Genomic DNA, 20,262 nt, shown 5'->3' on the forward strand with positions numbered 1-20,262 from the left:
GTCAGTCCTTGGCAAGTTCACGGGCATCGATCTGATCGACCCGGTTCTGAAGCGAGATTCGGTCCAGGCTGGCCACCGGCAGGGCGGCAAAGGCTTCGATCCGGCGGCGCAGGGCGGCATAGGTCCGGGCAAAGACCAGCGCCCGTTCGGCGTCCGTCCCCTGCGCCTTGACCGGGTCGGGCAGTCCCCAATGCCCAGTGATCGGCTGGCCGGGCCAAGGGGGGCATTCCTCGGCCGCGGAGGTGTCGCAGACGGTGAAGACGAAATCCATCCTGGGGGCGTCTGGCGATTGGAACTCGGACAGATGCTTGGACCGCAGGGTGGTCGTGTCGTGGCCGTTGCGGTCCAGGACCTGCAGCGCAAGGGGGTTCGGATGCGTTCCCGCCCGGGTGCCTGCCGAATGGGCGATGAACCGATCGCCGCCCAGATCGCGCAGCAGCGCCTCGGCATAAAGCGATCGGGCGGAATTGCCTGAACAGATGAACAGGACATGGAAACCGGTATGCGTCACGGTCGGCTCCTTGGATTGTGGGATGCTGGTCAGAACGTCCGGGCGCGCGCGGCCAAGGTCCATTGCCAGATAGCCCAGCAGGCGGCCCGTCGCATCGACATCGATCGAATAGAGCAGCGACCGCCCCTGTCGCCGCACGGCGACAAGCCCGCATCCCGTCAGGTCGGACAGGTAGTGCGACAGGGTGTTCGGCTTCAGCCCCAGCGCCTGCGCGATCTCGGTCGGGCGGACGGCGCGGGGGGCAAAGCGCATCAGAAGCCGGGCGACGGCAAGGCGTCCGGGATGGCCAAGGGTGGCGAAGGCATGGGAGGCGCGGTCATGTTCCATGATTCCCGAATAATGGAACTATGATCACGGCGCCAGTGAAGCTTTCATGACAGGACCGCGTCACCGGGCCGACAGCAGATACCCGAAGCCGCGCTGGTTGTGGATCATCCGCTCGTCGCCGTCCTGGTCCAGCTTCTTGCGCAGATAGGCGATATAGACCTCGACGATGTTGGTCTGCGGGTCGAAGTTGTATCCCCAGACACCCTTCAGGATATCCACGCGCGACTGAACCTTGTCGGGACGCTCTGCCAGAAACCGCAGCAGCGAGAACTCGGTCGCGGTCAGGTCCAGGTCGCGGTCGCGTCGCGTCGCGGTCTTGGTGTCCAGGTCCAGGCACAGATCGCCGATGACGATGCGGGACGGGCGGTCCTCGCGCGCAGGCGCACGGCGCAGCAGGACCGCGATGCGGGCCAGCAGTTCCTCGAAGGCGAAGGGCTTGGTCATGTAGTCGTCGGCCCCCGCCCCCAGCCCCTCCAGCTTCTCGGCCAGCGCGTCCTTGGCGGTCAACATCAGGATCATCACGTCATGGCCCGCCGCGCGGATCTCCTGGCACAGGTCGGCGCCGTCGCCGTCGGGCAGCATCCGGTCCAGCACGACCAGGTCATAGCCCCCGTCCCGCAACCGCTGGTCCAGCCCCGCCGCGCAGTCGGCCAGATCGACGTGATAGCCCTCGGCCGTCAGGCCACCGGCCAGCAGGGCGGCGATCTCGGTATCGTCCTCGACCACCAAAACGCGATCGGGGCTCATGCGACGGCCCTGCGTGCCAACGGCATGGTGATCTCGACCACGGCGCCGCGGCCGGGCGCGCTGTCGATGCGGATGGCGCCGTCATGCTGGTCGACGATCCATTTCGCGATGGACAGCCCGAGGCCCAACCCGCGACCCGACCGCGGCCGCGACGGGCGCGCGCTGTAGAAGCGGGTGAAGGCGCTGCCCAGTTCATCGCCCGTGAAACCCGGTCCCTGGTCGCGCACGCGGATATGGGCGTGATCCTGTGACTGCGCCAGCTCCAGGCTGACGGTGGTGTCGGCGGGCGCCAGGCGGATCGCGTTGTCCAGCGCGATCAGCACGGCCTGACGCAGGCGGTCGGGATCACCGCGCACCTCGACCGGTTCGCTGGGCTGGCTGGGACGGATGCGCACGCCGGGGCGCATCGCCATGTTCTGGCCGTCCAGCAGCACGTCGCCCACGATGTCCTGCAGCACGACGCGCGTGCGGTTGACCATGATCGAGCCCGATTCCGACCGCGCCAGGAACAGCAGGTCATCGATCAGCCGCCCGATCTGGTCGGTCTTGCGGACGATCTCGGACAGCACCTGCTGCAGGGTGGCGGCATCGGCGTCGGGGGTGCGGATCGCCATCTCGGCCTGGCCGCGCAGGATCGTCAGCGGCGTGCGCAGCTCGTGGCTGATATCGGCGAAGAAGTTCGCGCGGCTGGCATCGACCGACCGCAGCCGATCGTTGCTGGCCACCAGCGCCTCCGACCGTTCGCGCAGTTCGCGGGTGCGCTCCTCGACCTGCTGGGACAGCGTGGACTGCGCCTGCAGCAGGCTGTCGCGCTGGTCGCGGATCTGTCCGGTCATCTGGTTGAAGCGGCGCGACAGGTTGCCCAACTCGTCGGGCGACGGATTGTCGATCACGTGCGTCAGATCGCCCCGCCCGACCGCCTCGGCCCCCGCGTAGAGCGCCGAGACGGGGCGAAGGATCGCGCGGTTCATCATCACGATGTTCGCGACACCCAAGACCGCCACGACCACGATCAGCCCGATGGCCAGATCCACGGCGCGTTCCGACAGGCGGGACGAACTGGCCAGCGCCTCGGCAACCTCGGCACGTTCACGCACGGTCGCCTCCTCGACCAGCTCCAGCAGCACCTGCCCCAGCTGGTGATAGATGCGCGTGTTGAACACCTCCAGCGCCTCCGCGCGCCGGCCCGCCTGCAGGTGATCCTGGATCAGCAGGCGCGACTGGTCGATCTCCTGCACCTTGATCTCCATCTGGGCGACGCGGTCCAGTCCGCCCCAGGTCGCATCGGGCTCTCCGGCCAGCGCATGCTCCTCGCGGATCAGGTCGCGCTGGCGCTGCAGCCCGGACAGCAGCGAATCGCGCGCCTCGCGGATCTCGGCGTCCTGGTCCCCGGCGACGAACAGTTCGGCGATCTGGGCGGACAGCTTGTTGGCGTCGACCGCCACCAGGTTGATGTTGCGCAGCTGCGCATAGGACGTCTGAAGCTGCCGCCGGTCCTCGCGCGTCAGGCCCAGCCCGATGATGATCGCCAGACATACAAGCGTGACCGTGACCAGGCCGGTCAAGTGACTGAGCATGATTTTCGTGCGGATTCTCATGGCGTTACGTTCCCGGCCGGTGGCGGCACGGTGCCGCCTGAGACGGCAGACTAGCGCAACTTCGCGGCCGTAAAAACGCCGATGCGCGGCTCTAATGATCTTCTAATTTGCAGCTTTGGATCGCACGCCAATATTTTGGAAGCACGAAGACGCCGCCGTCCAAGCACCTCCGCACCCCCAGATCCCGAGGGCCCGATGACCAAGATGAACCCCGCCGATCCGCTCCAATACGCCGCCGCGCTGCGCCGTCAGCGGACCCGCGCGCCGCGGGTGGTCCTGTATTCGCACGACACTCTGGGCTTTGGTCATCTGCGGCGCAACATGCTGCTGGCGCAGGCGATCCGCGAATGCGGTCACGACCCCGAGGTGCTGCTGGTGGCCGGCATGCGCGAGGCCGGGGCATTCGCCCTGCCCGCGGGCGTCGACTGCCTGACGCTGCCGGCCTATGCCAAGGCCTCGGACGGCACCTATCATGCCCGCGACCTGGGGATCGGGGTCGACGCGCTGTGCGACATCCGCGCGGCGACGATCCGAGCCGCGGTCAAGAACTTTCAGCCCGACCTGATGATCGTCGACAACGTTCCCCGCGGTGCCCAGTACGAACTGGGCCCGACCCTGCGCGCACTGAAGCGGTCGGGCCGCACGCGGATCGTGCTGGGGCTGCGCGACATCATCGACCGGCCGTCTGTCATGCGCCAGCAATGGCTGCGCCAGCGCAATTTCGAGGCGCTGCAGGATCACTACGACGACATCTGGGTCTATGGCGACCCGGCGTTCTTTCCCACGGCTGACGAATACGGGCTGGGCCCCGAACTGTCCGCCCGCGTGACCTATACCGGCTATCTGGACCAGCGGGCGCGCCTGTCGCCCGATGCGCAGGGGGCCGACCCGCTGCAGGTGACGGGGGGCGATGCGCGCCCGTTCGTTTTGTGCCAGGTGGGCGGCGGGCGCGACGGGGTGGCCCTGTGCACGGCCTTCGCCGCGGCGCCCATGCCCGCGGGCCATCAGGGCATCCTGATCACCGGCACGCAGATGCCGCCCGAGGCACGGGCCCGCGTGGCGGCGCTGGCGCAGGGCCGGACTGACCTGACCGTGGTCGATTTCGTGGCCGAACCGGTAGGGCTGGCCGCGCGCGCGGCGGCGCTTGTGGCGATGTGCGGCTACAATACCGCCTGCGAGATGATGTCGTTCGGCCTGCCGTCGCTGGTGGTCCCGCGGGTCCGGCCGCGCACCGAACAGCTGATCCGCGCGCAGCGCATGCAGGATCGCGGCATCGCCGACATGATTCATCCCGATGTGCTGTCGCCCGCCGCCATCGGCAACTGGCTGGGCCGCGCGGTGACCCGGCAGGCCGGACCACGCGGCGTGGACCTGGACGGGCTGTCGCGCGTCACCGCGATGGCCACGCGGATGCTGGCCCCCCGCAAATCCCTGCGCCGCCTGGCCTGAAGACCCGACACAAGGAACCGTCCTCCCATGTCCGCACCCAAGATCGGCTATGTCCTGAAGCGCTATCCCCGCTATTCCGAGACGTTCATCGTCAACGAGATCCTGGCGCATGAGGCCGCGGGCCAGCCGATCGAGATCTTCTCGCTGCGCCCGGTCGAGGAGACGCATTTCCAGGACAACCTGGGCAAGGTCCGCGCGCCCGTCACCCGACTGACCGAACGGCTGAAGAACCCCGACGCGTTCTGGCGGCTGATGATGCGCGCCCGGGCCGGGCTGCCCGCGGCGTCATGGACCCTGCTGGGCCAGATGAAGAACAGCAGCGGCCAGGATGTTGCGCAGGCGCTGGAGCTGGCGCTGGCCTGCCGCGAACGCGGGGTGGCGCATCTGCACGCGCATTTCGGCACCGTGTCCACGACGGTGGCGCGGCTGGCGGCACAGCTGGCGGGGATCGGCTATACCTTCACGGCGCATGCCAAGGACATCTATTTTGACTACGAGGAGAACATCCGCCTGGACGAGAAGCTGCGCGACGCGGCCCATGTCGTCACCGTGTCGGATTACAATGTCGGCTATCTGGAACAGCGCTTCGGCCAGGACGCGACCAATGTCAGCCGCATCTACAACGGCCTGGACCTGGACCGTTTCGCCCATCAGAACCCCGCACCCGATGCGACCGACATCCTGGCGGTCGGACGCCTGGTCGAGAAGAAGGGGTTCCACATCCTGATCGAGGCCGTGCGCCTGATGCGCGACCAGGGCCGAAGCGTGCGCTGCACCATCGTGGGCGGCGGGGACGAGGCGTCCTATCTGGCGGCCCAGATCGCCGCCGCCGACCTGGCCGATGCGGTCACCCTGGCCGGCCCGCGTCCGCAATCCGAGGTGATCGCGATGATGCGCCAGGCTGCCGTCTTCGCCTGCCCCTGCGTGGTGGGCCACGACGGCAACCGCGACGGCCTGCCCACCGTCCTGCTGGAGGCGATGGCCCTGGGAACGCCCTGCGTCTCGACCGCGGTCACCGGCATCCCGGAACTGGTCCGCGACGGGCAGACCGGGTTCTGCGTCCCCGAAGGCGACCCCCAGGCGCTGGCCACGGCGCTTGCGCGGATGCTGGACGATGCGGACCTGCGGCAGCGGTTCTCGACCGCAGGACGCGCGTTGATCGCGCAGGAATTCGACCAGCACGTCAACGCCGCGCGGCTTCGCGCCATCTGGCACGACGCCATCGCGGGCACCGACCTTCCCCAGCAGAGGTCCGCGTGATGCACGTCGCCTATGTCACCACCGATCCTGGCATTCCGCCCTTCGGCACCAAGGGCGCATCGATCCATGTGCAATCCGTGCTGCGAGTGCTGCTGGCGATGGGCCACCGGGTGACGCTGTTCTCTCCGTGCCTGGCGGTGGCGCCCGCGGCGGAGTTCGCGACGGTGGCGCTGCACCCCCTGCCCGGCGCGCCGCGTGGCGACGACGCGGAAGCGCGTGCCGCTTGGGCGTTGGCGCTGAACGAGACGGTCGCCGCGGCGCTGACGCAGGCGGGGCCGTTCGACCTGGTCTATGAACGCCACGCGCTGTTCGCGCATGGGGCGATGGAATGGGCCAGTCGCGGCGGTGTGCCGTCGGCCCTGGAACTGAACGCCCCCCTGATCGCCGAGCAGACCCGTTACCGCCACATGGTCCGCCAGTCGGACGCCCAAGCCAGCGCCCGCCGGGCATTCGGTGCCGCCCGTCTGGTCGCGGCCGTGTCGGCGGCGGCGGCGGATTACGCCCGCGACCTGGGGGCCCTGCCCGACCGGGTGGCGGTCATCCCCAACGGCGTCGATGCGGCACGCTTCGACGGCAGCCCGGCGCCGGATGGGCCGTTCACCGTGGGCTTCGTCGGCACGCTGAAGCCTTGGCACGACACCGCGACCCTGGTCGAGGCCTTTGCCCTGCTGCGACGGGGCCCCGTTCCCGATGCGCGCCTGCTGATCGTGGGTGACGGGCCGCAACGGGCGGCGATCCTGGACCGGTTGGACCAGCTTTCCCTGTCTGACGCGGCCCACCTGACGGGGGCGGTCCAACCCGATCAGATCCCCGGCTGGCTGGCACGGATGCATGTCGCCACGGCCCCCTATCGGGCCGATCAGCCGTTCTATTTCTCTCCGCTGAAGCTCTACGAATACATGGCTGCGGGGCTGCCCGTGGTGGCCAGCGACGTGGGCGATCTGGCGCAGGTGCTGGACCGTGGCCGGCTTGGCGCCACCGTGGTACCGGATGATCCAGACGCCCTGACCGCGGCCCTTGCGGATCTGGCCCGCGATCCCGCGGCGGCCACCGCGATGGGCGCACGCGCCCGCGCCGAGGTTCTGGCCCATCACGGGTGGGACCGCATCGTGTCCCGCATCATCGCCCGTGCCGGCGCCGCAGGGCAGGAGGCCGCGTGATGTCACGATCGCGTCCCGAGACGCTGACGGAATCGCTGCCCGGCCTGCGCCGCGTGCTGCGTCGGTTTGCCCCCTATCTGCGCCCGCATCGGGCGGTGCTGGCGGGGGCGACCACCGCGCTGGTCAGCGCGACGCTGATGCGGCTGCTGGAACCTTGGCCGCTGAAATTCGTCATCGACCGCGTGGTGCCGTCCGGCACGGCGGGGACAGGCGGATCGGGGGTCGCGGCGGTGGATACGCTGGATCCCATGACGCTTCTGGCGCTGTGCGCGGTTGGCTTGGTGGGCATCATCGGGCTGCGCGCGCTGTTCCAGTACCTGGCGACCATCGGCTTTGCGATCGTCGGCAACCGGGTGCTGACCCAGGTCCGCGGCGACCTGTTCCGGCACCTGCAGGGACTGTCGCTTGGCTTTCACACCCGGTCCAAGGCGGGCGATTTGACCATGCGCCTGATCGGTGACGTGGCCATGCTCAAGGAGACCGCCGTCACTGCCGCCCTGCCGCTGGCCGCGAACGTGCTGGTCCTGCTGGGCATGGTCGCCGTGATGATGGTGCTGGACTGGCAGCTGGCGTTGATCGCGCTGATTCCGCTGCCGGTTCTGTGGTTCGCATCCATCCGCGCGGGAAAGAAGATCCAGGCCGCCAGCCGCAAGCAGCGCAAGGTCGAGGGCCAGATGGCCGCCACCGCGGCCGAGGCGATGTCCTCCATGCGCACGGTTCAGGCCCTGTCGATCGAGGATCGCGCGGCCGACACCTTCTCCGGTGCGAACGGCACCAGCATGGCGGGCGACGTGCGGGCCAAGCGCATCGCGGCCGGGCTGGAACGGCTGGTCGACCTGCTGGTCGCCTGCGCCATCGCGCTGGTTCTTTATTTCGGCACGTTGCAGGTGCTGCGCGGGCGGCTGACGCCGGGCGACCTGCTGGTCTTCATCACCTATCTCAAGGCGACGTTCCGGCCCATTCGGGGCTATGCCAAATACGCGTCCCGTCTGGCCAAGGCCAGCGCCGCGGGCGAGCGGGTCGTCCAGCTGCTGGACGAGGTGCCCGAGATCCGCGACCGCGCCGGTGCCGTGGCCGCCCCCGCCTATGCCGGCCGGATCACATTCGACGGCCTGACCTTCGGCTATGGCGGGGGTCGGCCCACACTGGACGGGCTGACGCTGGACATTCCGGCGGGCACGAATGTTGCGCTGACAGGGCCGTCCGGGGCGGGCAAGTCGACGTTGGCCGGACTGCTTCTGCGCCTTTACGATCCGTCGGGCGGGCGCATCCTGATCGACGGGCAGGACATCCGCGACGTGACGATGACCAGCCTGCGCCGCCAGATCGGCTTTGTCCCACAGGAGACGGTCCTGTTCAGCGGCACGTTGGCCGACAACATCGCCTTGGGCGCGGGCCGCGACGTCACCCGGGACGAGATCGAGGCAGCCGCCCGCCTGGCCAACGCGCATGACTTCATCGCGGCCCTGCCCGACGGCTATGACGCCCAGGTCGCGGAACGCGGCGCCACGCTGTCGGCAGGTCAGCGCCAGCGCATCGCCATTGCCCGCGCCGCCCTGCGCCGCTGTCCGGTGCTGGTCCTGGACGAGCCCACGACCGGCTTGGACAGCAGCAACGAGGCCACCGTGTCCGAGGCGATCTGGCGCCTGGCCAAGGGCCGCACCAGCCTGCTGATCACCCATGACCTGTCGCAGGCCGCCCGCGCGGACCGCATCGTGTTCCTGGAGGCGGGCCGGGTGGCCGAACAGGGCAGCCATGCCGACCTGCTGGCGCGCGGGGGACGCTATGCCCGTCTGTGGGCGCTGCAGGGTCGTGGTCAGGATGGGGGGGCGCTGCGTGCTGTCTCCGGCTGATCGCGCGATCTGCGACCGTGATCCGGCGCTGGTCGGTCTGCCGCTGATGCTGGACGCGCAGGCGATGGCGGCGGCCCTGGGGCGTGACGCCTTGCAGCCGGCCTATCTGCGCTACAAACCCGGGGTCAGCTGCGTCGCGTCGTTCCTGTCCACGGACGGAGAGGCGCTGGCCGCCTATGCCTATGCCCCCGACCGGTATGCCGAGGAAAGCCGCCGGTCCCGTTGGCGCGACAACCCCGATGTCGTGATGCTGCCCGACCGCGGCGTGATCGTCATCCCGGCGCGGCTGGACCGTCATCTGCGCAGCCTTGCGCGGTTCCTGGACCCTGCACGGCGACAGGACGCCCTGCGGCGCGTGACCGGCGTGCAGCCGCATCTGGCCGCAGGCGACCTGATCCTGCTGCGCTACAAGCCGGGGCGACGGCTGGTGGCCCGCCTCGACCTTGACGGCCAGCCGCGAGGGGTTCTGAAGATCATGGCCGGGGCGGGCTTCGACCAGGCGCTAGTCGGCGCGACAGCGGCCATGGCGCATGGGCAGGCCGCCCTGCTGGGGGCCGACAGCGGCTTGCGCGCGATGATGACCGCTTGGGTGCCGGGCCGCCCGGTCTGCCCGCAGATGACCGGTCACGCGCCCGACGCGGACACCTGCACGCGGATCGGCGCGGCCTTGGCCGCGCTGCATGCCGATCCGTTCCGACCCGCAGCCGCATGGACCGCCCCGGCCGATGCAAGGTCGGTCCTGACCGCCGCCGCCGATCTTGCGCCGCTGGATGCCGAGCTGAGCGTCCTGGCCCATGAGATCGCGACCGATCTGGCCAACCGGCTGGCCCAGGCCACGTTCGATCCGGTGATGGTGCACGGCGATTTCAGCGCGGATCAGGTGGTGATGGGGGCCGATGGTCCGGTCATCCTGGACTGGGACAACGCCGGCTGCGGCGATCCGGCCCGCGATCTGGGCAGCTTCCTGGCCCGGATCGATGCGCAGGTGGTGGACGGCATCCTGTCGCGCGTCGAGGCCGATGCCATAGCGGGCGCGGTCCTGCGCGGCTATGGCGGCGGGCCCGTCACGCTGCCCCTCCACCATGCCCGCGCCCTGATGTTGCTGGTGACCGAGGGGTTTCGTGCCCGCCATCCCGACTGGCCTGCGCGCGCGCGGACCCTCTTGGACCGTGCGGCCCAGGTCATGCGCGGCGCATCCGCGGACCCCGCCATGCCACAGCTGGACGCCGCCCTGGACCCAGACCAAGCGCGGCCCGCGCTGCAGGCGGCGACGGGGCTTGATCTCACGGGCCGGCCCCAACTCCTCCGCCACAAGCCAGGCCGCAGGGCACTGGTCCGCTATCCGACTGGCGGGGCGACCACGGCCATCCTGGGCAAGCTGCGTGCCAAGGGGACGGACGGCCGCATGCCTGCCATCCACGATGCCCTGCGCGGTGCCGGTCTGGACGGTCAGGCACCGCACGGGGCGGGTGTCCCGCGCGCCCGCGGCATTGTCGACACGATGCGAATGTGGTTGCAGGACGAGGTGTCCGGCCGCCCCCTGACCCCGACGGATGTCGCGGCGATGGCGCAGACCGGCGTGGCGCTGGCCCACCTGCATGGGGTTCCCCCTGTCACCGACCGCCGCTGGACCCACGCGGACGAGCTGTCGGTCCTGGATCGCGCCCTGACCCAGGCGGCAGAGCAGTTGCCCGCGCGAAAGGCGGAACTGCGGCGCATCCTGCACGCCGCCAGGGATCGGATGGGCCGGCTTTGCGACGACCAGCATTGCGGCATCCACCGCGATTTCTATTTCGACCAGGTGCTGATCGCCGATGCGCAGGTCTGGCTGGTCGATCTGGACCTGTATGCGGTGGGCGACCCGGCGGTGGACCTGGGCAATTTCCTGGCGCATCTGGACGAATACGCCCTGCGGACCACGGGCGACGTCGGCGCGCTGAGCGCATCGGCCCGGGCCTTCCTGGACGGCTATGCCGGCATCCGCCCCCTGCCCTGCCCCCAGCGCATCGCAACCATGCGCACGCTGTCGCTGGCCCGCCACATCCGCATCAGCCTTCGTTTCGATGATCGCAGGCACACGACGGACGCGCTGATCGAGCAGTCCCTCAGAGCCTGCGCCACCTGCCACCAGCCAACCTGATTCCCAAGAGAGAACCTGCGCATGGACCGTATCGGCCCCCTGCTGATTGCCGCGACCCTATCCCTTCCCGTCCCGGCCCTGGCCGACCCGCCCGCGATCGAGTTCCGTCGGTCGCTGCAGCTGGACCTGGCCTATGAACGGCAGACGGATGATGGCGACCGGGACCGTGAGGGGGCCGTCAGCCCGCTGTTCCGCCTGATCGGCGAGGTCGCGTTGGAGGAAACCTGGTCCGGCTTCTTCGAATTCGACGTCTTCTCCGAACGGGTCTGGGAACGCGGAGAGCCGCGCAGCACGACCAACACCGCGCGCGTCAATCAGGCCTATCTGCAGTATGACGACGGCTTTCGCATTCGCGCCGGGCGGTGGTTGTACCGCGATGAACGCGAATGGCTGATCGACGAGAACATCGACGGTGTCATGGCCCGCTTTGACGCGGGCCCGGTACGCATCGACGCGCTGGCAGGCCGCGTGGGCTGGCTGCCCCGCACCCTGTTCGAGCCGGGGTCGCGCGGCGACCGCATCGCCTATTACGGCCTGCTTGCGCAGATGGAACCTGTTGATGACCGCTTTGTCGAGGCCTTCGCCATCCTTGGCGACGACCGCGAGAGGGGCGCCGGAGAGCAGCTGTCCCTAGGCCTGCGGTCCTGGGGAGAGTTGGGCGACGGCCTGACCTATTGGGCGGATGCGGGGCTGTCGCGCGGATCGGACGACGACCGCCGTTTGGAGGGATACGGGTTCGACATCGGCGCGACCCGCCTGTGGGAGGATCACGACCTGCAGCCGCGCGTGACGGTGGCCTTTGCCCAAGGCAGCGGCGACGGCGACCCCGACGACGGCACCGACCGCGCCTATCGCCAGACCGGGCTGCAGTCGAACGAGGCGCGTCTGGGCGGGTTCGCCAAGCTGAAATACTATGGCGAGGCGCTTGATCCCGATCTGAGCGATATCCGCATCGCGACCGCGGGCGTCGGCCTGACGGCAAACGACGCGGTATCGGTCGATCTGCTGTACCACCACTATCGCCGCGTGTCGGTGACACAGGGACAGGACAGCCACCTGGGCGACGCGCTGGACCTGGTCCTGGGCCTTCGTCCGACCGATGCACTGGAAATCGACGCGGCGATCGGCTGGTTCGCCGGGGGGTCCGACGCGGCCGACCCCGACCGCGGCATGGCTGCCCGGATCAAGATGGAATACGCGTTCTGATGCGCCTGCCAGCGGGCATGCAGCGCCAGGAAAGTTTTCACGGAACGGAGCGAGCGGGCCGGCCGTTGATGCGGGAGCTGTGAAAACAGGCAATCGCGCGGACCGGACGACCCGTGACCGTGCGCCTGCCCAAGCAAGGACAAAGCGAATGACCAAGATCGTGTACGAGATCGTCGAGCATGACGGTGGCTGGGCCTACAAGCTGGACGACGTGTTCTCGGAAACCTATCCCACAAAGGAACAGGCGACCGCCGCCGCCAACGACGTCGCCGCGCGACAGCAGTTGAGCGGCGAGTCGGAGGTCGTCCAGTACCAGGACGAAAATGGCACCTGGCGCGAGGAGGACGTGTCGGGCGACGACCGCCCCGAGGTCGACGTCCGCGACGGCGCGACACAAGCAGGATAAGCGTTACAGTTGACAGCGTCGACGCAACCCCCTGTGCCGACGCTGATATTTCCGTCGCCGCAACACCCCCACCCTGCGACGCCATCGTTGAGGGGTCCTAAAGTTGACTATTTTCGTTGCCGACCTGATCCGGCGGTGCTATCGGCCCGGCAACGTCATACACGATTAGGCAGCAGACCATGCACCAGCCCCCCCGATTCATCCTCGTGGCCTTGGCCTGTCTTGCAGCGCCCGCGGCGCTGTGGGCCGAACCGACGCAGTATCCGCTGACGCTGGAGAACTGCGGCGTTGAGATCACCGTCGAGCAGGCACCCCAGAATGCCGTGGCCTTGGGCCAGAACAGCGCCGAGATCCTGCTGATGCTGGGGCTGCAGGACAGGTTGGCCGCGTCGGCCTTCTGGCCCACCAAGGTGCTGCCAGAGCTGGAAGAGGCGAATGCCGCCGTCGAGATCCTGACCGTCGAACAGCCCACCTTGGAAGGGATCCTGACCAAGGAGCCGGACTTCGTGGCGGCACAGCTGCCGCTGCTGCTGGGCGATGACAGCAAGGTCGCCAAACGACAGGACTTTGCCGATCTGGGCATTCCCAGCTATCTGTCGCCCGGCATCTGCAACACCCGCGACGATGCCGGCGACATCTATGGCAGCCGCGATCAACTGTGGAACATGGTCCTTCTGTACCAGGAGATCGACGAGCTATCGCGCATCTTCGACGTGGCCGATCGCGGGCAGGCGCTGATCGCAGACTTCCGCAAGCGCGAGGCCGACCTGCGTGCGCGGTTCGACCGCGACGACGACATGACCTTCCTGTTCTGGTTCTCCAGCCCCTCGGCCGGAGAGGACGCCTATCTGGGCGGCAAGAACGGCGCGTCGGGCTTCATCGCCGACCTGCTGGGCGGCCGCAACGCGATCACGACCGAGGCGGAATGGCCGACTGTCGGGTGGGAGGGCATCATCGCCGCCGATCCGACCTATATCGTCGCTGCATCGCTGGACCGCGACCGGTGGGACCTGGACCGCGCCGACAACAAGATCGCGTTCCTGGAAAGCGACCCCTCGGTCAGCCAGATGCCCGCGGTTCAGCAGGGCCACATCCTGACCATGAACGGCGCGGCGATGAACCCGACGATCCGCACCATCTATGGCGCCGAGGAGCTGGCCCGTCAGCTGGACGCGCTGCAGGGGAAATGAGCGTTTCGGCCCATCGCGGCAGGGGAGGTTTCGCCGCCCTGCTGATGATCGCGACCGCGGCCCTGACGGTCGCGGTGGCCTTGGCCGTCAGCATTGGAGAGATGCGGATCCCGCTGGCGACCGTCGGCCTGTCGGCCACCAACCACCTGGGCTGGACCGATGCCCAGATCAGCCGCATCCAGGACAGCGTGATCTGGGACCTGCGTCTCAGCCGGGCGCTGGTCGCGGCGCTGTGCGGGGCGGGATTGGCGATCTGCGGTGCGATCCTGCAATCGCTGCTGCGCAATACCTTGGCCGAACCCTATGTGCTGGGCGTGTCCGCGGGCGCGTCGACGGGGGCCGTGGCGGTGATCATCCTGGGCGTCGGCGCGGGCACCGTGTCGCTGTCGGCCGGCGCCTTTGCGGGGGCGTTGGCGGCCTTTGCCTTCGTGGCGCTGCTGTCGGATGGCGGACGCGGCGGGCCGGATCGCACGATCCTGGCCGGGGTCGCTGCCGCACAGCTGTTCAACGCGCTGACCGCCTATGTCGTCACCACCTCGGGCAACGCGCAGCAGGCGCGTGACGTGATGTTCTGGCTGCTGGGCAGCTTTGGAGGCGTGCGCTGGCCGGAATTCCAGCTGCTGGCCGTGGTGATGCTGATCGGGCTTGTCGTCTGCATCTGGTATGCACACGCGCTGGATGCCTTCACCTTCGGCGACGACGCGGCCGCATCCATGGGGATCGCGGTGGGCCGGGTGCGGATCGTCCTGTTCGCGACGACGGCATTGATCACCGCGACCATCGTCAGCATGGTCGGATCCATCGGCTTTGTCGGGCTGGTCGTCCCCCACGCGGTGCGGTTCCTGATCGGGCCGGGACACATGCGTCTGCTGCCCGCCTGCGCGGTGGTCGGCGCGGTGTTCATGGTCCTGGCCGACATCGTCTCGCGCAGCGTGATGACCCAGCAGACCCTGCCCATCGGCATCGTCACCGCGCTGGTGGGCGTCCCGTGCTTTTCACTGATCCTGTACCGCGCGAGGGCCACGGCATGAGCATCGCAGCCACCAACCTGTCCTGGGGCGTCGGGCGCAAGGCGATCCTGCATGACGTGTCGCTGCGCGTCCAGCCGGGCACGATCCTGGGGCTGTTGGGGCCGAACGGGTCGGGCAAGTCCTCTCTGCTGCGGCTGTTGGCGGGGCTGCGGCGGCCGGACCGGGGCCAGGTCACGCTGGATGGACAGGACATCGCGGGAATGCGCCGGCGCGACCTCGCACGGCGCGTGGCTCTGGTCCAGCAGCACGCGCAGACCGAGATGAACGTGACCGTCCAGGAGGTCGTGATGCTGGGACGGACACCCCACCGCGCGCCTCTGGCGGGATGTTCGACGGCCGACATGATCGCGGTCGAACGGGCGCTGGAACAGGTCGACATGACCGCGTTCCGCCATGAAAGCTGGCAGGGCCTGTCGGGCGGCGAGCGTCAGCGCGTCCAGATCGCCCGTGCCCTGGCCCAGCAGCCCCGGGAGCTGTTCCTGGACGAGCCGACCAATCATCTGGACATCCAGCATCAGCTGGACCTGCTGCGGCTGGTTTCCAGACTTGGGCTGACCAGCATCGTGGCGCTGCACGATCTGAACCACGCGGCCATGTTCTGCGACCGCCTGCTGGTGCTTGACCAGGGCCGCGTCGTGGCGGATGGTCCCCCGGCCGAGGTGTTGACGCAGGACCTGTTGGCCGACGTGTTCCGGGTGACATGCGATTTTCATCACGCGCGCGACGGACGGCGTCACATCCTGTTCCAATAGGACCAGCGGTCGCACCAACAACCTGGACGGAAAGACATGGCGCCTTCCGCAATTAAGCGTTGAAATTAAGCGATTTTTTGCCGTTCAGCGGGGATAACCGGAACTTGACGTGACACGCGGGCGGGGTCCGTTATGCATCCCACAACGCGTGCAACGCCCCGGTGGCTGATCAAGGTGCCGGGACGCACGCATCACAGCAAAGGCCCGTGACATGACCCAACGCCGCAGCCAGCTGACAGCCCGCCTTGGGGCGCTGACCATGACCGCCTGCCTGATCGCCGCGCAGGCGGGGGCGCAGGGCAATGCGGGGGGCATTCCCACGGCGCAGGACATCTGGCGGCACCTGCCGCCCCTGCCCGGCCAGACTGCCGCGCCCGAACCGCAGCCGACGCCCGAAGCCCCCCCGGCGCCCCGACCCGAGCGGGCGGCTCCGGCGGAACCCGCTCCCCGCACGCCGGTCGCCGTCGCGCCACCCAGCCCGCCTGTCGCGGCGCCGGTACCCGTGCCCGTCGCGCCATCACCGGCGCCCGTGCCGGTTCCTGTGCCTGTGCCCGTTGCGCCATCGCCGGTGCCCGTCTCACCTCCCGGTGCACCCGTGTTCACGCAACCCCCCGCCACGACGGCCCCCGTTCCGTGGAATGGCATCCCCGCGGCGACACCGTCCTTCGGATCGCGGACATTGGCGCAGGCGCGGGTCGTGATCCACTATCCCGAACGCGGCGGGTTCGAGCGTTCGCAGGAAATCAGCCGCCTTCTGCGCGCCCTTGGCACGGCCGAGGTCGAGACCCGTCCCGTCCGCTACGCAGTCGACCGCCAGAGCATCCGTTATTTTCAGGACGCCGACCGCGAGGTTTCCGGGACCATCGCCGACTTGATCGGCGGGGGTGGCCGGGAGACGGTGGCAGACTTCACCTTCTTCCGCCCCACCCCGCGGGACGGCACGATCGAAATTTGGCTGCCGTGATTGGGGGCGTCTGTATTGGCGCCTCCGGAGAGCGGAGTACTCTGGCGTGAAGCCAAGGCGATCGTGACTTGCCTTTCCGGGTAGGCTGGCCTTTCCCCTATAAAACAGGCCATGAAAACGCCAGCGCATAGTACTAGGCGTCTCGATTGCGCTGGCCTGCCGATCATTTAAAAGCTCAGTATACTTGCAGTTTTTCTGAACGCTCCGGTGGTGCCAAAAGCGAAAAACTTTTCTCCAATATTCGCTACATGGTTGATAGATTATTTTCGTATCAACCTTTTGGAGAATAAGGCTCAATCATCCATGTCGGTAAAAGAAGTGGAATATGCTGTTCTATACTTAAAAGTCCGGGCAGGACTTTCTATTATGCGCATGCGCCACGGAATCAACAGATGCAAAGCCGTCTGCGCCAATAACGCCCAGAAGGACATTTTAAGATACCAAAAGGATTAACGTGGAGACGTACACTATTTAGTAGATGTTGCTCGCTAAACCCCAAGGCTATTATCTTACATGAATTTGATTTATAATGAAAATTCTAGAAAAAATCCTTGCGGATATTCTAGCCTAACCCTAAACGCATCTGTCGGTCATGCCATAAAAACTAGCCCATACTGGTATCATTTAAAAATTTCGGCATCTTAGGCGAACATACTAAAGACCCCTAAATAATATATATGCCACATATTTTCTCGGAGCGTCTGTAAAGGTTTCAACAGAGGCGTTCATCATGGCACCGTCATACCGCCGGACAATACCAACAATTGACATGCACTTTTCAGGGACCTGAGCAGGTGGCCGATGGACCCTCGCGCCATTCTTGTTTACCTTGGTTAACAGAGCATTTCGATTGTGTGGCATCCGTTGCGGTATGCTTGGACCTCGTGCCTTGGTGGAGAGAGCAGTGGACAACGCCTTTGATACACTGTCCTGCCCCTGCTTCGCGTCGGCACCGGGCCGGCATCAACTGTATCTGACCGAAGCGCATCGCGATCATCTGGCGATGATCAAGGCCTGGACCAAGTTCGATCGTGGGCTGCTGGTCCTGTCGGGGCCGGCCCGGATCGGGAAGACCGTCCTGACGTCGGAGTTCATCGCGCAATCCTCCGGTGACATGAAGATCGGACGGGTCACGCTGGATCGTCCGGGCATGGATCTGTCGCAGGAAGCGCCCAAGGCGTTCGGCATCAGTTCCCCAGACCCGCTGACGGAACTGACACGGCTTCTGGAGAAAGGTCGCTCGACCTACCGGAAATGTGTCCTGATCGTCGACAATGCGCATCTGTTGTCCGAACCCTCCAAGGAATTCCTGGAGGAGATCACGGCCGCCTCGGGCTTGCCGCAGCCGCTGTATGTCCTGCTGGTCGGACGCGGAGAGGCCGCCGCCCTGCTCGACCCCCCAATTCATGACGAGTTGCGGCGCAGGATCGGGGGGCATCTGCGGATGCAGCCCCTGACGCAGGCAGAGACCGCCGACTATATCGCGCATCGCTTCCGCGTCCGGAAATGCCCCTGTCACGGGGGACGCCAGCCCTTTGATGCCGGCGGGCTTTGGCTGATCCATGAGGCCTCCGGCGGCAATCCCGGCCAGATCGACCGTCTGGTGCGGCACTGCTTGTCCCGGGAGCGGATGGCTCCAGGCGGCCGGATGGACGAGGTTTACGTTCATGTCTGTCTGTCCGACTTGGCGCAGGCCGGGACCCTGCCCCACCCGTTGCCCGACCTGCCTGCAGGCGGGTACCGCGATGAAGCGGCATCCATCGAAGAACCCGCTGCACCGCCGTCTTTCCCGGAACCCTATGTTGGGACAGCGCCCGCGGGGCATGTGCCCTTGCTGCTGGAGGAGCCGCCCGCGCGTCGGTGGCAGACGCCCGCCCTGGCCGGCGCGGCCGTGATCGGTCTTGTCGCAATCGGCGGCTATGTGCTGACCCCGGACCGGGCGCCCGTCGATCAGGCCGCGGAAACTCCGGCGGTGACTGTCCAAGCACCAGAAGCGGCGTCCCCTGCACCCGCGCCCATCGCACCGGAACCCGTGGCCGAACCCGCCCCGCGGCAGGCCGCGATCGTAACGGAGGTCGAGGAGAACGCTCCGGACGCGCAGATTCTCCTGACGCAGGCGCTTGAGGCGGATATCGTCGATCAGGCGGCGGCGCTGGCGCTGTACAAGCGTGCTGCGCTGTGGGGCAACGAACGGGCCGCGTACTATCTGGGTCAGCTGTATGAGACCGGCATCGGGGTCGAGGCCGATCCGAACAGCGCCCGCGCATGGTATCGCAAGGCACCCGATATCTCGGGCGCCGTTGCACGGCTGCGCGAGCTTGATGTCGCCGATGCGTCCCCCGCAGAGGTTCCCGGCATGCCCACCCCGAACCGCCAGACCATCCTGACGGCAGGTCAGTCCGAACTGTACTGGTCCGCACCCGATGGGCCGGACCCGGTGCAGTATCGCGTGGAATTCAACGTCGAAGGATCGGAGCAGATCGAACAGATCGACACCGACCTGACAGCAGCCCTGATTGAACAGCCCGTTGCACGGTGGCGGGTCGCGGCCCTGCGCGCCGACGGTACGCCCGGCCCGGCATCGGACTGGGCGGTGCCGACGGCGCCCTGATCAGCAGCCCAGAACGGCGCAGATGTTGCGGCGATAGGCCGCGTTGGCCTCGCTGTCGGTCGGCGTCTCGGCCTCTGGCGCGACGGGGGTGCAGCTGGGCACGTATTCCGGGTCGATCCCCCGGTTCACGCAGGTCGAGATGTCCCAGCCCAGCGGAATGTCGGTCAGGTTGACCGACTGCCATTTTGCATGACCGTCGGAGCGCAGGGTGTCGATGTTGGACAGGATCAGCGACGACAGGTCCGACACGCCGCGGCAGCTGGCCTGATGATAGCGGTTGCCACGTGGATCGTATTCATAGGTCATCAGCACCGCCTTGACGGCGACCAAGTCCACCGGGTCCGGCTGAAAGGCATAGGTCCCGCCCGCCAGCGTCGCCGGGGTATAGACCGCCTGCAGCGTGTCATCCTGGATTGGCAGCAGGTGGAACTGCTCTCCGTCGATCTCGTTTTCGGCATACAGTGCGGCGGGCGCCCCCGCGACATAGAAGAAGGCATCGATGTCGCCCGCTTCCAGCTGCGGCAGCGCATCGCCGGGTGCGATGGGCAGCACCTCGGCCGGTTCGATGCCGGCCAGAGAGATCATCAGCGATGCGGTCAGATAGGTGCCGCTGTCTTCGACCCCGATGGCGACCCGCTTGCCATTCAGCCCGCCGAAGTCGGCGATGTCGCGGCGCGCCAGGATGTGGACTTCCTCCTCGTACAGGGGAAAGGCGATCCGAACGCCGGCGATGGCCCGCGCCACGGCAGGATCATCGCTTGCGAATGTCTGCATGTACTCCAGCACGTCGTTCTGGACGATGCCGAACTGAGTGTTGGGGCGCTGACGCACGGCCAGGAAATTCTCCAGCGAGCCGGCCGATTCGACGACCTCCAGGTTCTGGCCGCATTGCTGCATCAGGCCGCTCAGGTCGCGACCGATCTGGATATAAGTGCCGGTCGGCGATCCGGTCATGATCGTCATGTCGGCGTTCTGGGCATGGCCTGCGACGGACATGCCGGACGCCACGCAGATCCCGAAGGCAAGGCGTTGCAGAAGCTTGGAAATTGGCATCGTC

Annotated in this window: 16 protein-coding genes; 12 read left to right on the plus strand and 4 right to left on the minus strand. The window is 67.4% G+C overall.

Annotated elements, in window-relative coordinates; genetic code table 11:
- Nucleotide 1 precedes the first annotated feature (1 nt).
- From FHD67_RS11130 to FHD67_RS11140, 3 genes are read right to left on the minus strand one after another with little or no spacing between them, the layout of a single operon-like run.
- On the minus strand, nucleotides 2-838 hold the full coding sequence (locus FHD67_RS11130; RefSeq protein WP_139598736.1) for an arsenate reductase/protein-tyrosine-phosphatase family protein: 837 nt from the start codon (nucleotides 836-838) through the stop codon (nucleotides 2-4).
- 60 nt (nucleotides 839-898) lie between these two features.
- The gene (locus tag FHD67_RS11135) at nucleotides 899-1,585 is read right to left on the minus strand and encodes a response regulator transcription factor (protein ID WP_127898772.1); all 687 of its coding nucleotides are present in this window, start codon (nucleotides 1,583-1,585) and stop codon (nucleotides 899-901) included.
- Nucleotides 1,582-3,162, minus strand: a complete 1,581-nt coding sequence (locus tag FHD67_RS11140; RefSeq protein ID WP_176695105.1) for a sensor histidine kinase — start codon at nucleotides 3,160-3,162, stop codon at nucleotides 1,582-1,584. The genes FHD67_RS11135 and FHD67_RS11140 overlap by 4 nt, the downstream gene beginning before the upstream one ends.
- A 216-nt stretch (nucleotides 3,163-3,378) precedes the next feature.
- Here FHD67_RS11140 and FHD67_RS11145 point away from each other — a divergent pair, with 216 nt between their 5' ends.
- The 12 genes from FHD67_RS11145 to FHD67_RS11205 all read left to right on the plus strand — a co-directional run bounded on the left by FHD67_RS11145 (nucleotide 3,379) and on the right by FHD67_RS11205 (nucleotide 19,205).
- On the plus strand, nucleotides 3,379-4,632 hold the full coding sequence (locus FHD67_RS11145) for a glycosyltransferase family protein (RefSeq protein WP_139598738.1): 1,254 nt from the start codon (nucleotides 3,379-3,381) through the stop codon (nucleotides 4,630-4,632).
- Nucleotides 4,633-4,659: 27 nt separating this feature from the next.
- The gene (locus FHD67_RS11150) at nucleotides 4,660-5,892 is read left to right on the plus strand and encodes a glycosyltransferase family 4 protein (RefSeq protein ID WP_139598739.1); all 1,233 of its coding nucleotides are present in this window, start codon (nucleotides 4,660-4,662) and stop codon (nucleotides 5,890-5,892) included.
- Nucleotides 5,892-7,052: a glycosyltransferase family 4 protein gene (locus tag FHD67_RS11155; protein ID WP_139598740.1), complete on the plus strand. Its 1,161-nt coding sequence runs from the start codon at nucleotides 5,892-5,894 to the stop codon at nucleotides 7,050-7,052. Before FHD67_RS11150 ends, FHD67_RS11155 begins: the two co-directional genes overlap by 1 nt.
- Entirely contained in the window at nucleotides 7,052-8,905 is a 1,854-nt protein-coding gene (locus tag FHD67_RS11160) for an ABC transporter ATP-binding protein (RefSeq protein ID WP_139598741.1), read from the plus strand. The genes FHD67_RS11155 and FHD67_RS11160 overlap by 1 nt, the downstream gene beginning before the upstream one ends.
- Nucleotides 8,889-11,045, plus strand: a complete 2,157-nt coding sequence (locus FHD67_RS11165; protein ID WP_139598742.1) for an aminoglycoside phosphotransferase family protein — start codon at nucleotides 8,889-8,891, stop codon at nucleotides 11,043-11,045. Before FHD67_RS11160 ends, FHD67_RS11165 begins: the two co-directional genes overlap by 17 nt.
- 21 nt (nucleotides 11,046-11,066) lie before the next feature.
- Entirely contained in the window at nucleotides 11,067-12,251 is a 1,185-nt protein-coding gene (locus FHD67_RS11170; RefSeq protein ID WP_139598743.1) for an alginate export family protein, read from the plus strand.
- Between the two features lie 148 nt (nucleotides 12,252-12,399).
- Nucleotides 12,400-12,657, plus strand: a complete 258-nt coding sequence (locus FHD67_RS11175; RefSeq protein ID WP_139598744.1) for a DUF2188 domain-containing protein — start codon at nucleotides 12,400-12,402, stop codon at nucleotides 12,655-12,657.
- A 179-nt stretch (nucleotides 12,658-12,836) separates the two neighbouring features.
- The gene (locus FHD67_RS20705) at nucleotides 12,837-13,847 is read left to right on the plus strand and encodes an ABC transporter substrate-binding protein (RefSeq protein WP_139598745.1); all 1,011 of its coding nucleotides are present in this window, start codon (nucleotides 12,837-12,839) and stop codon (nucleotides 13,845-13,847) included.
- A complete protein-coding gene (locus tag FHD67_RS11185; RefSeq protein WP_045998917.1) occupies nucleotides 13,844-14,878 on the plus strand; it encodes a FecCD family ABC transporter permease in 1,035 nt (344 codons plus the stop codon). The genes FHD67_RS20705 and FHD67_RS11185 overlap by 4 nt, the downstream gene beginning before the upstream one ends.
- Nucleotides 14,875-15,630 carry an ABC transporter ATP-binding protein gene (locus FHD67_RS11190; protein WP_127898783.1) on the plus strand — a complete coding sequence of 252 codons (756 nt, stop codon included), beginning with the start codon at nucleotides 14,875-14,877 and terminating at the stop codon, nucleotides 15,628-15,630. Before FHD67_RS11185 ends, FHD67_RS11190 begins: the two co-directional genes overlap by 4 nt.
- Before the next feature lie 211 nt (nucleotides 15,631-15,841).
- Nucleotides 15,842-16,594, plus strand: coding sequence for a hypothetical protein (locus FHD67_RS20430; protein ID WP_052715068.1), 753 nt, complete (start codon nucleotides 15,842-15,844; stop codon nucleotides 16,592-16,594).
- A gap of 904 nt (nucleotides 16,595-17,498) precedes the next feature.
- On the plus strand, nucleotides 17,499-19,205 hold the full coding sequence (locus FHD67_RS11205) for an AAA family ATPase (RefSeq protein WP_045998915.1): 1,707 nt from the start codon (nucleotides 17,499-17,501) through the stop codon (nucleotides 19,203-19,205).
- Here the strand turns inward: FHD67_RS11205 and FHD67_RS11210 are convergent, their stop codons facing one another.
- Nucleotides 19,206-20,258: a TAXI family TRAP transporter solute-binding subunit gene (locus FHD67_RS11210; RefSeq protein ID WP_045998914.1), complete on the minus strand. Its 1,053-nt coding sequence runs from the start codon at nucleotides 20,256-20,258 to the stop codon at nucleotides 19,206-19,208.
- Between the last annotated feature and the right edge of the window lie 4 nt (nucleotides 20,259-20,262).

It is taken from the genome of Paracoccus haeundaensis (assembly GCF_006239215.1).
GTDB lineage: Bacteria > Pseudomonadota > Alphaproteobacteria > Rhodobacterales > Rhodobacteraceae > Paracoccus > Paracoccus marcusii.

What these genes read in the sequence shown, in the direction of transcription:
- FHD67_RS11160 (WP_139598741.1), top strand. Translation starts at nt 7,052, where the DNA reads ATGTCACGATCGCGTCCCGAGACGCTGACGGAATCGCTGCCCGGCCTG.
- FHD67_RS20430 (WP_052715068.1), top strand. Translation starts at nt 15,842, where the DNA reads ATGACCCAACGCCGCAGCCAGCTGACAGCCCGCCTTGGGGCGCTGACC.
- FHD67_RS11175 (WP_139598744.1), top strand. Translation starts at nt 12,400, where the DNA reads ATGACCAAGATCGTGTACGAGATCGTCGAGCATGACGGTGGCTGGGCC.
- FHD67_RS11155 (WP_139598740.1), top strand. Translation starts at nt 5,892, where the DNA reads ATGCACGTCGCCTATGTCACCACCGATCCTGGCATTCCGCCCTTCGGC.
- FHD67_RS11135 (WP_127898772.1), bottom strand. Translation starts at nt 1,585, where the DNA reads ATGAGCCCCGATCGCGTTTTGGTGGTCGAGGACGATACCGAGATCGCC.
- FHD67_RS20705 (WP_139598745.1), top strand. Translation starts at nt 12,837, where the DNA reads ATGCACCAGCCCCCCCGATTCATCCTCGTGGCCTTGGCCTGTCTTGCA.
- FHD67_RS11210 (WP_045998914.1), bottom strand. Translation starts at nt 20,258, where the DNA reads ATGCCAATTTCCAAGCTTCTGCAACGCCTTGCCTTCGGGATCTGCGTG.
- FHD67_RS11170 (WP_139598743.1), top strand. Translation starts at nt 11,067, where the DNA reads ATGGACCGTATCGGCCCCCTGCTGATTGCCGCGACCCTATCCCTTCCC.
- FHD67_RS11190 (WP_127898783.1), top strand. Translation starts at nt 14,875, where the DNA reads ATGAGCATCGCAGCCACCAACCTGTCCTGGGGCGTCGGGCGCAAGGCG.
- FHD67_RS11145 (WP_139598738.1), top strand. Translation starts at nt 3,379, where the DNA reads ATGACCAAGATGAACCCCGCCGATCCGCTCCAATACGCCGCCGCGCTG.
- FHD67_RS11140 (WP_176695105.1), bottom strand. Translation starts at nt 3,162, where the DNA reads ATGCTCAGTCACTTGACCGGCCTGGTCACGGTCACGCTTGTATGTCTG.
- FHD67_RS11150 (WP_139598739.1), top strand. Translation starts at nt 4,660, where the DNA reads ATGTCCGCACCCAAGATCGGCTATGTCCTGAAGCGCTATCCCCGCTAT.
- FHD67_RS11185 (WP_045998917.1), top strand. Translation starts at nt 13,844, where the DNA reads ATGAGCGTTTCGGCCCATCGCGGCAGGGGAGGTTTCGCCGCCCTGCTG.
- FHD67_RS11130 (WP_139598736.1), bottom strand. Translation starts at nt 838, where the DNA reads ATGGAACATGACCGCGCCTCCCATGCCTTCGCCACCCTTGGCCATCCC.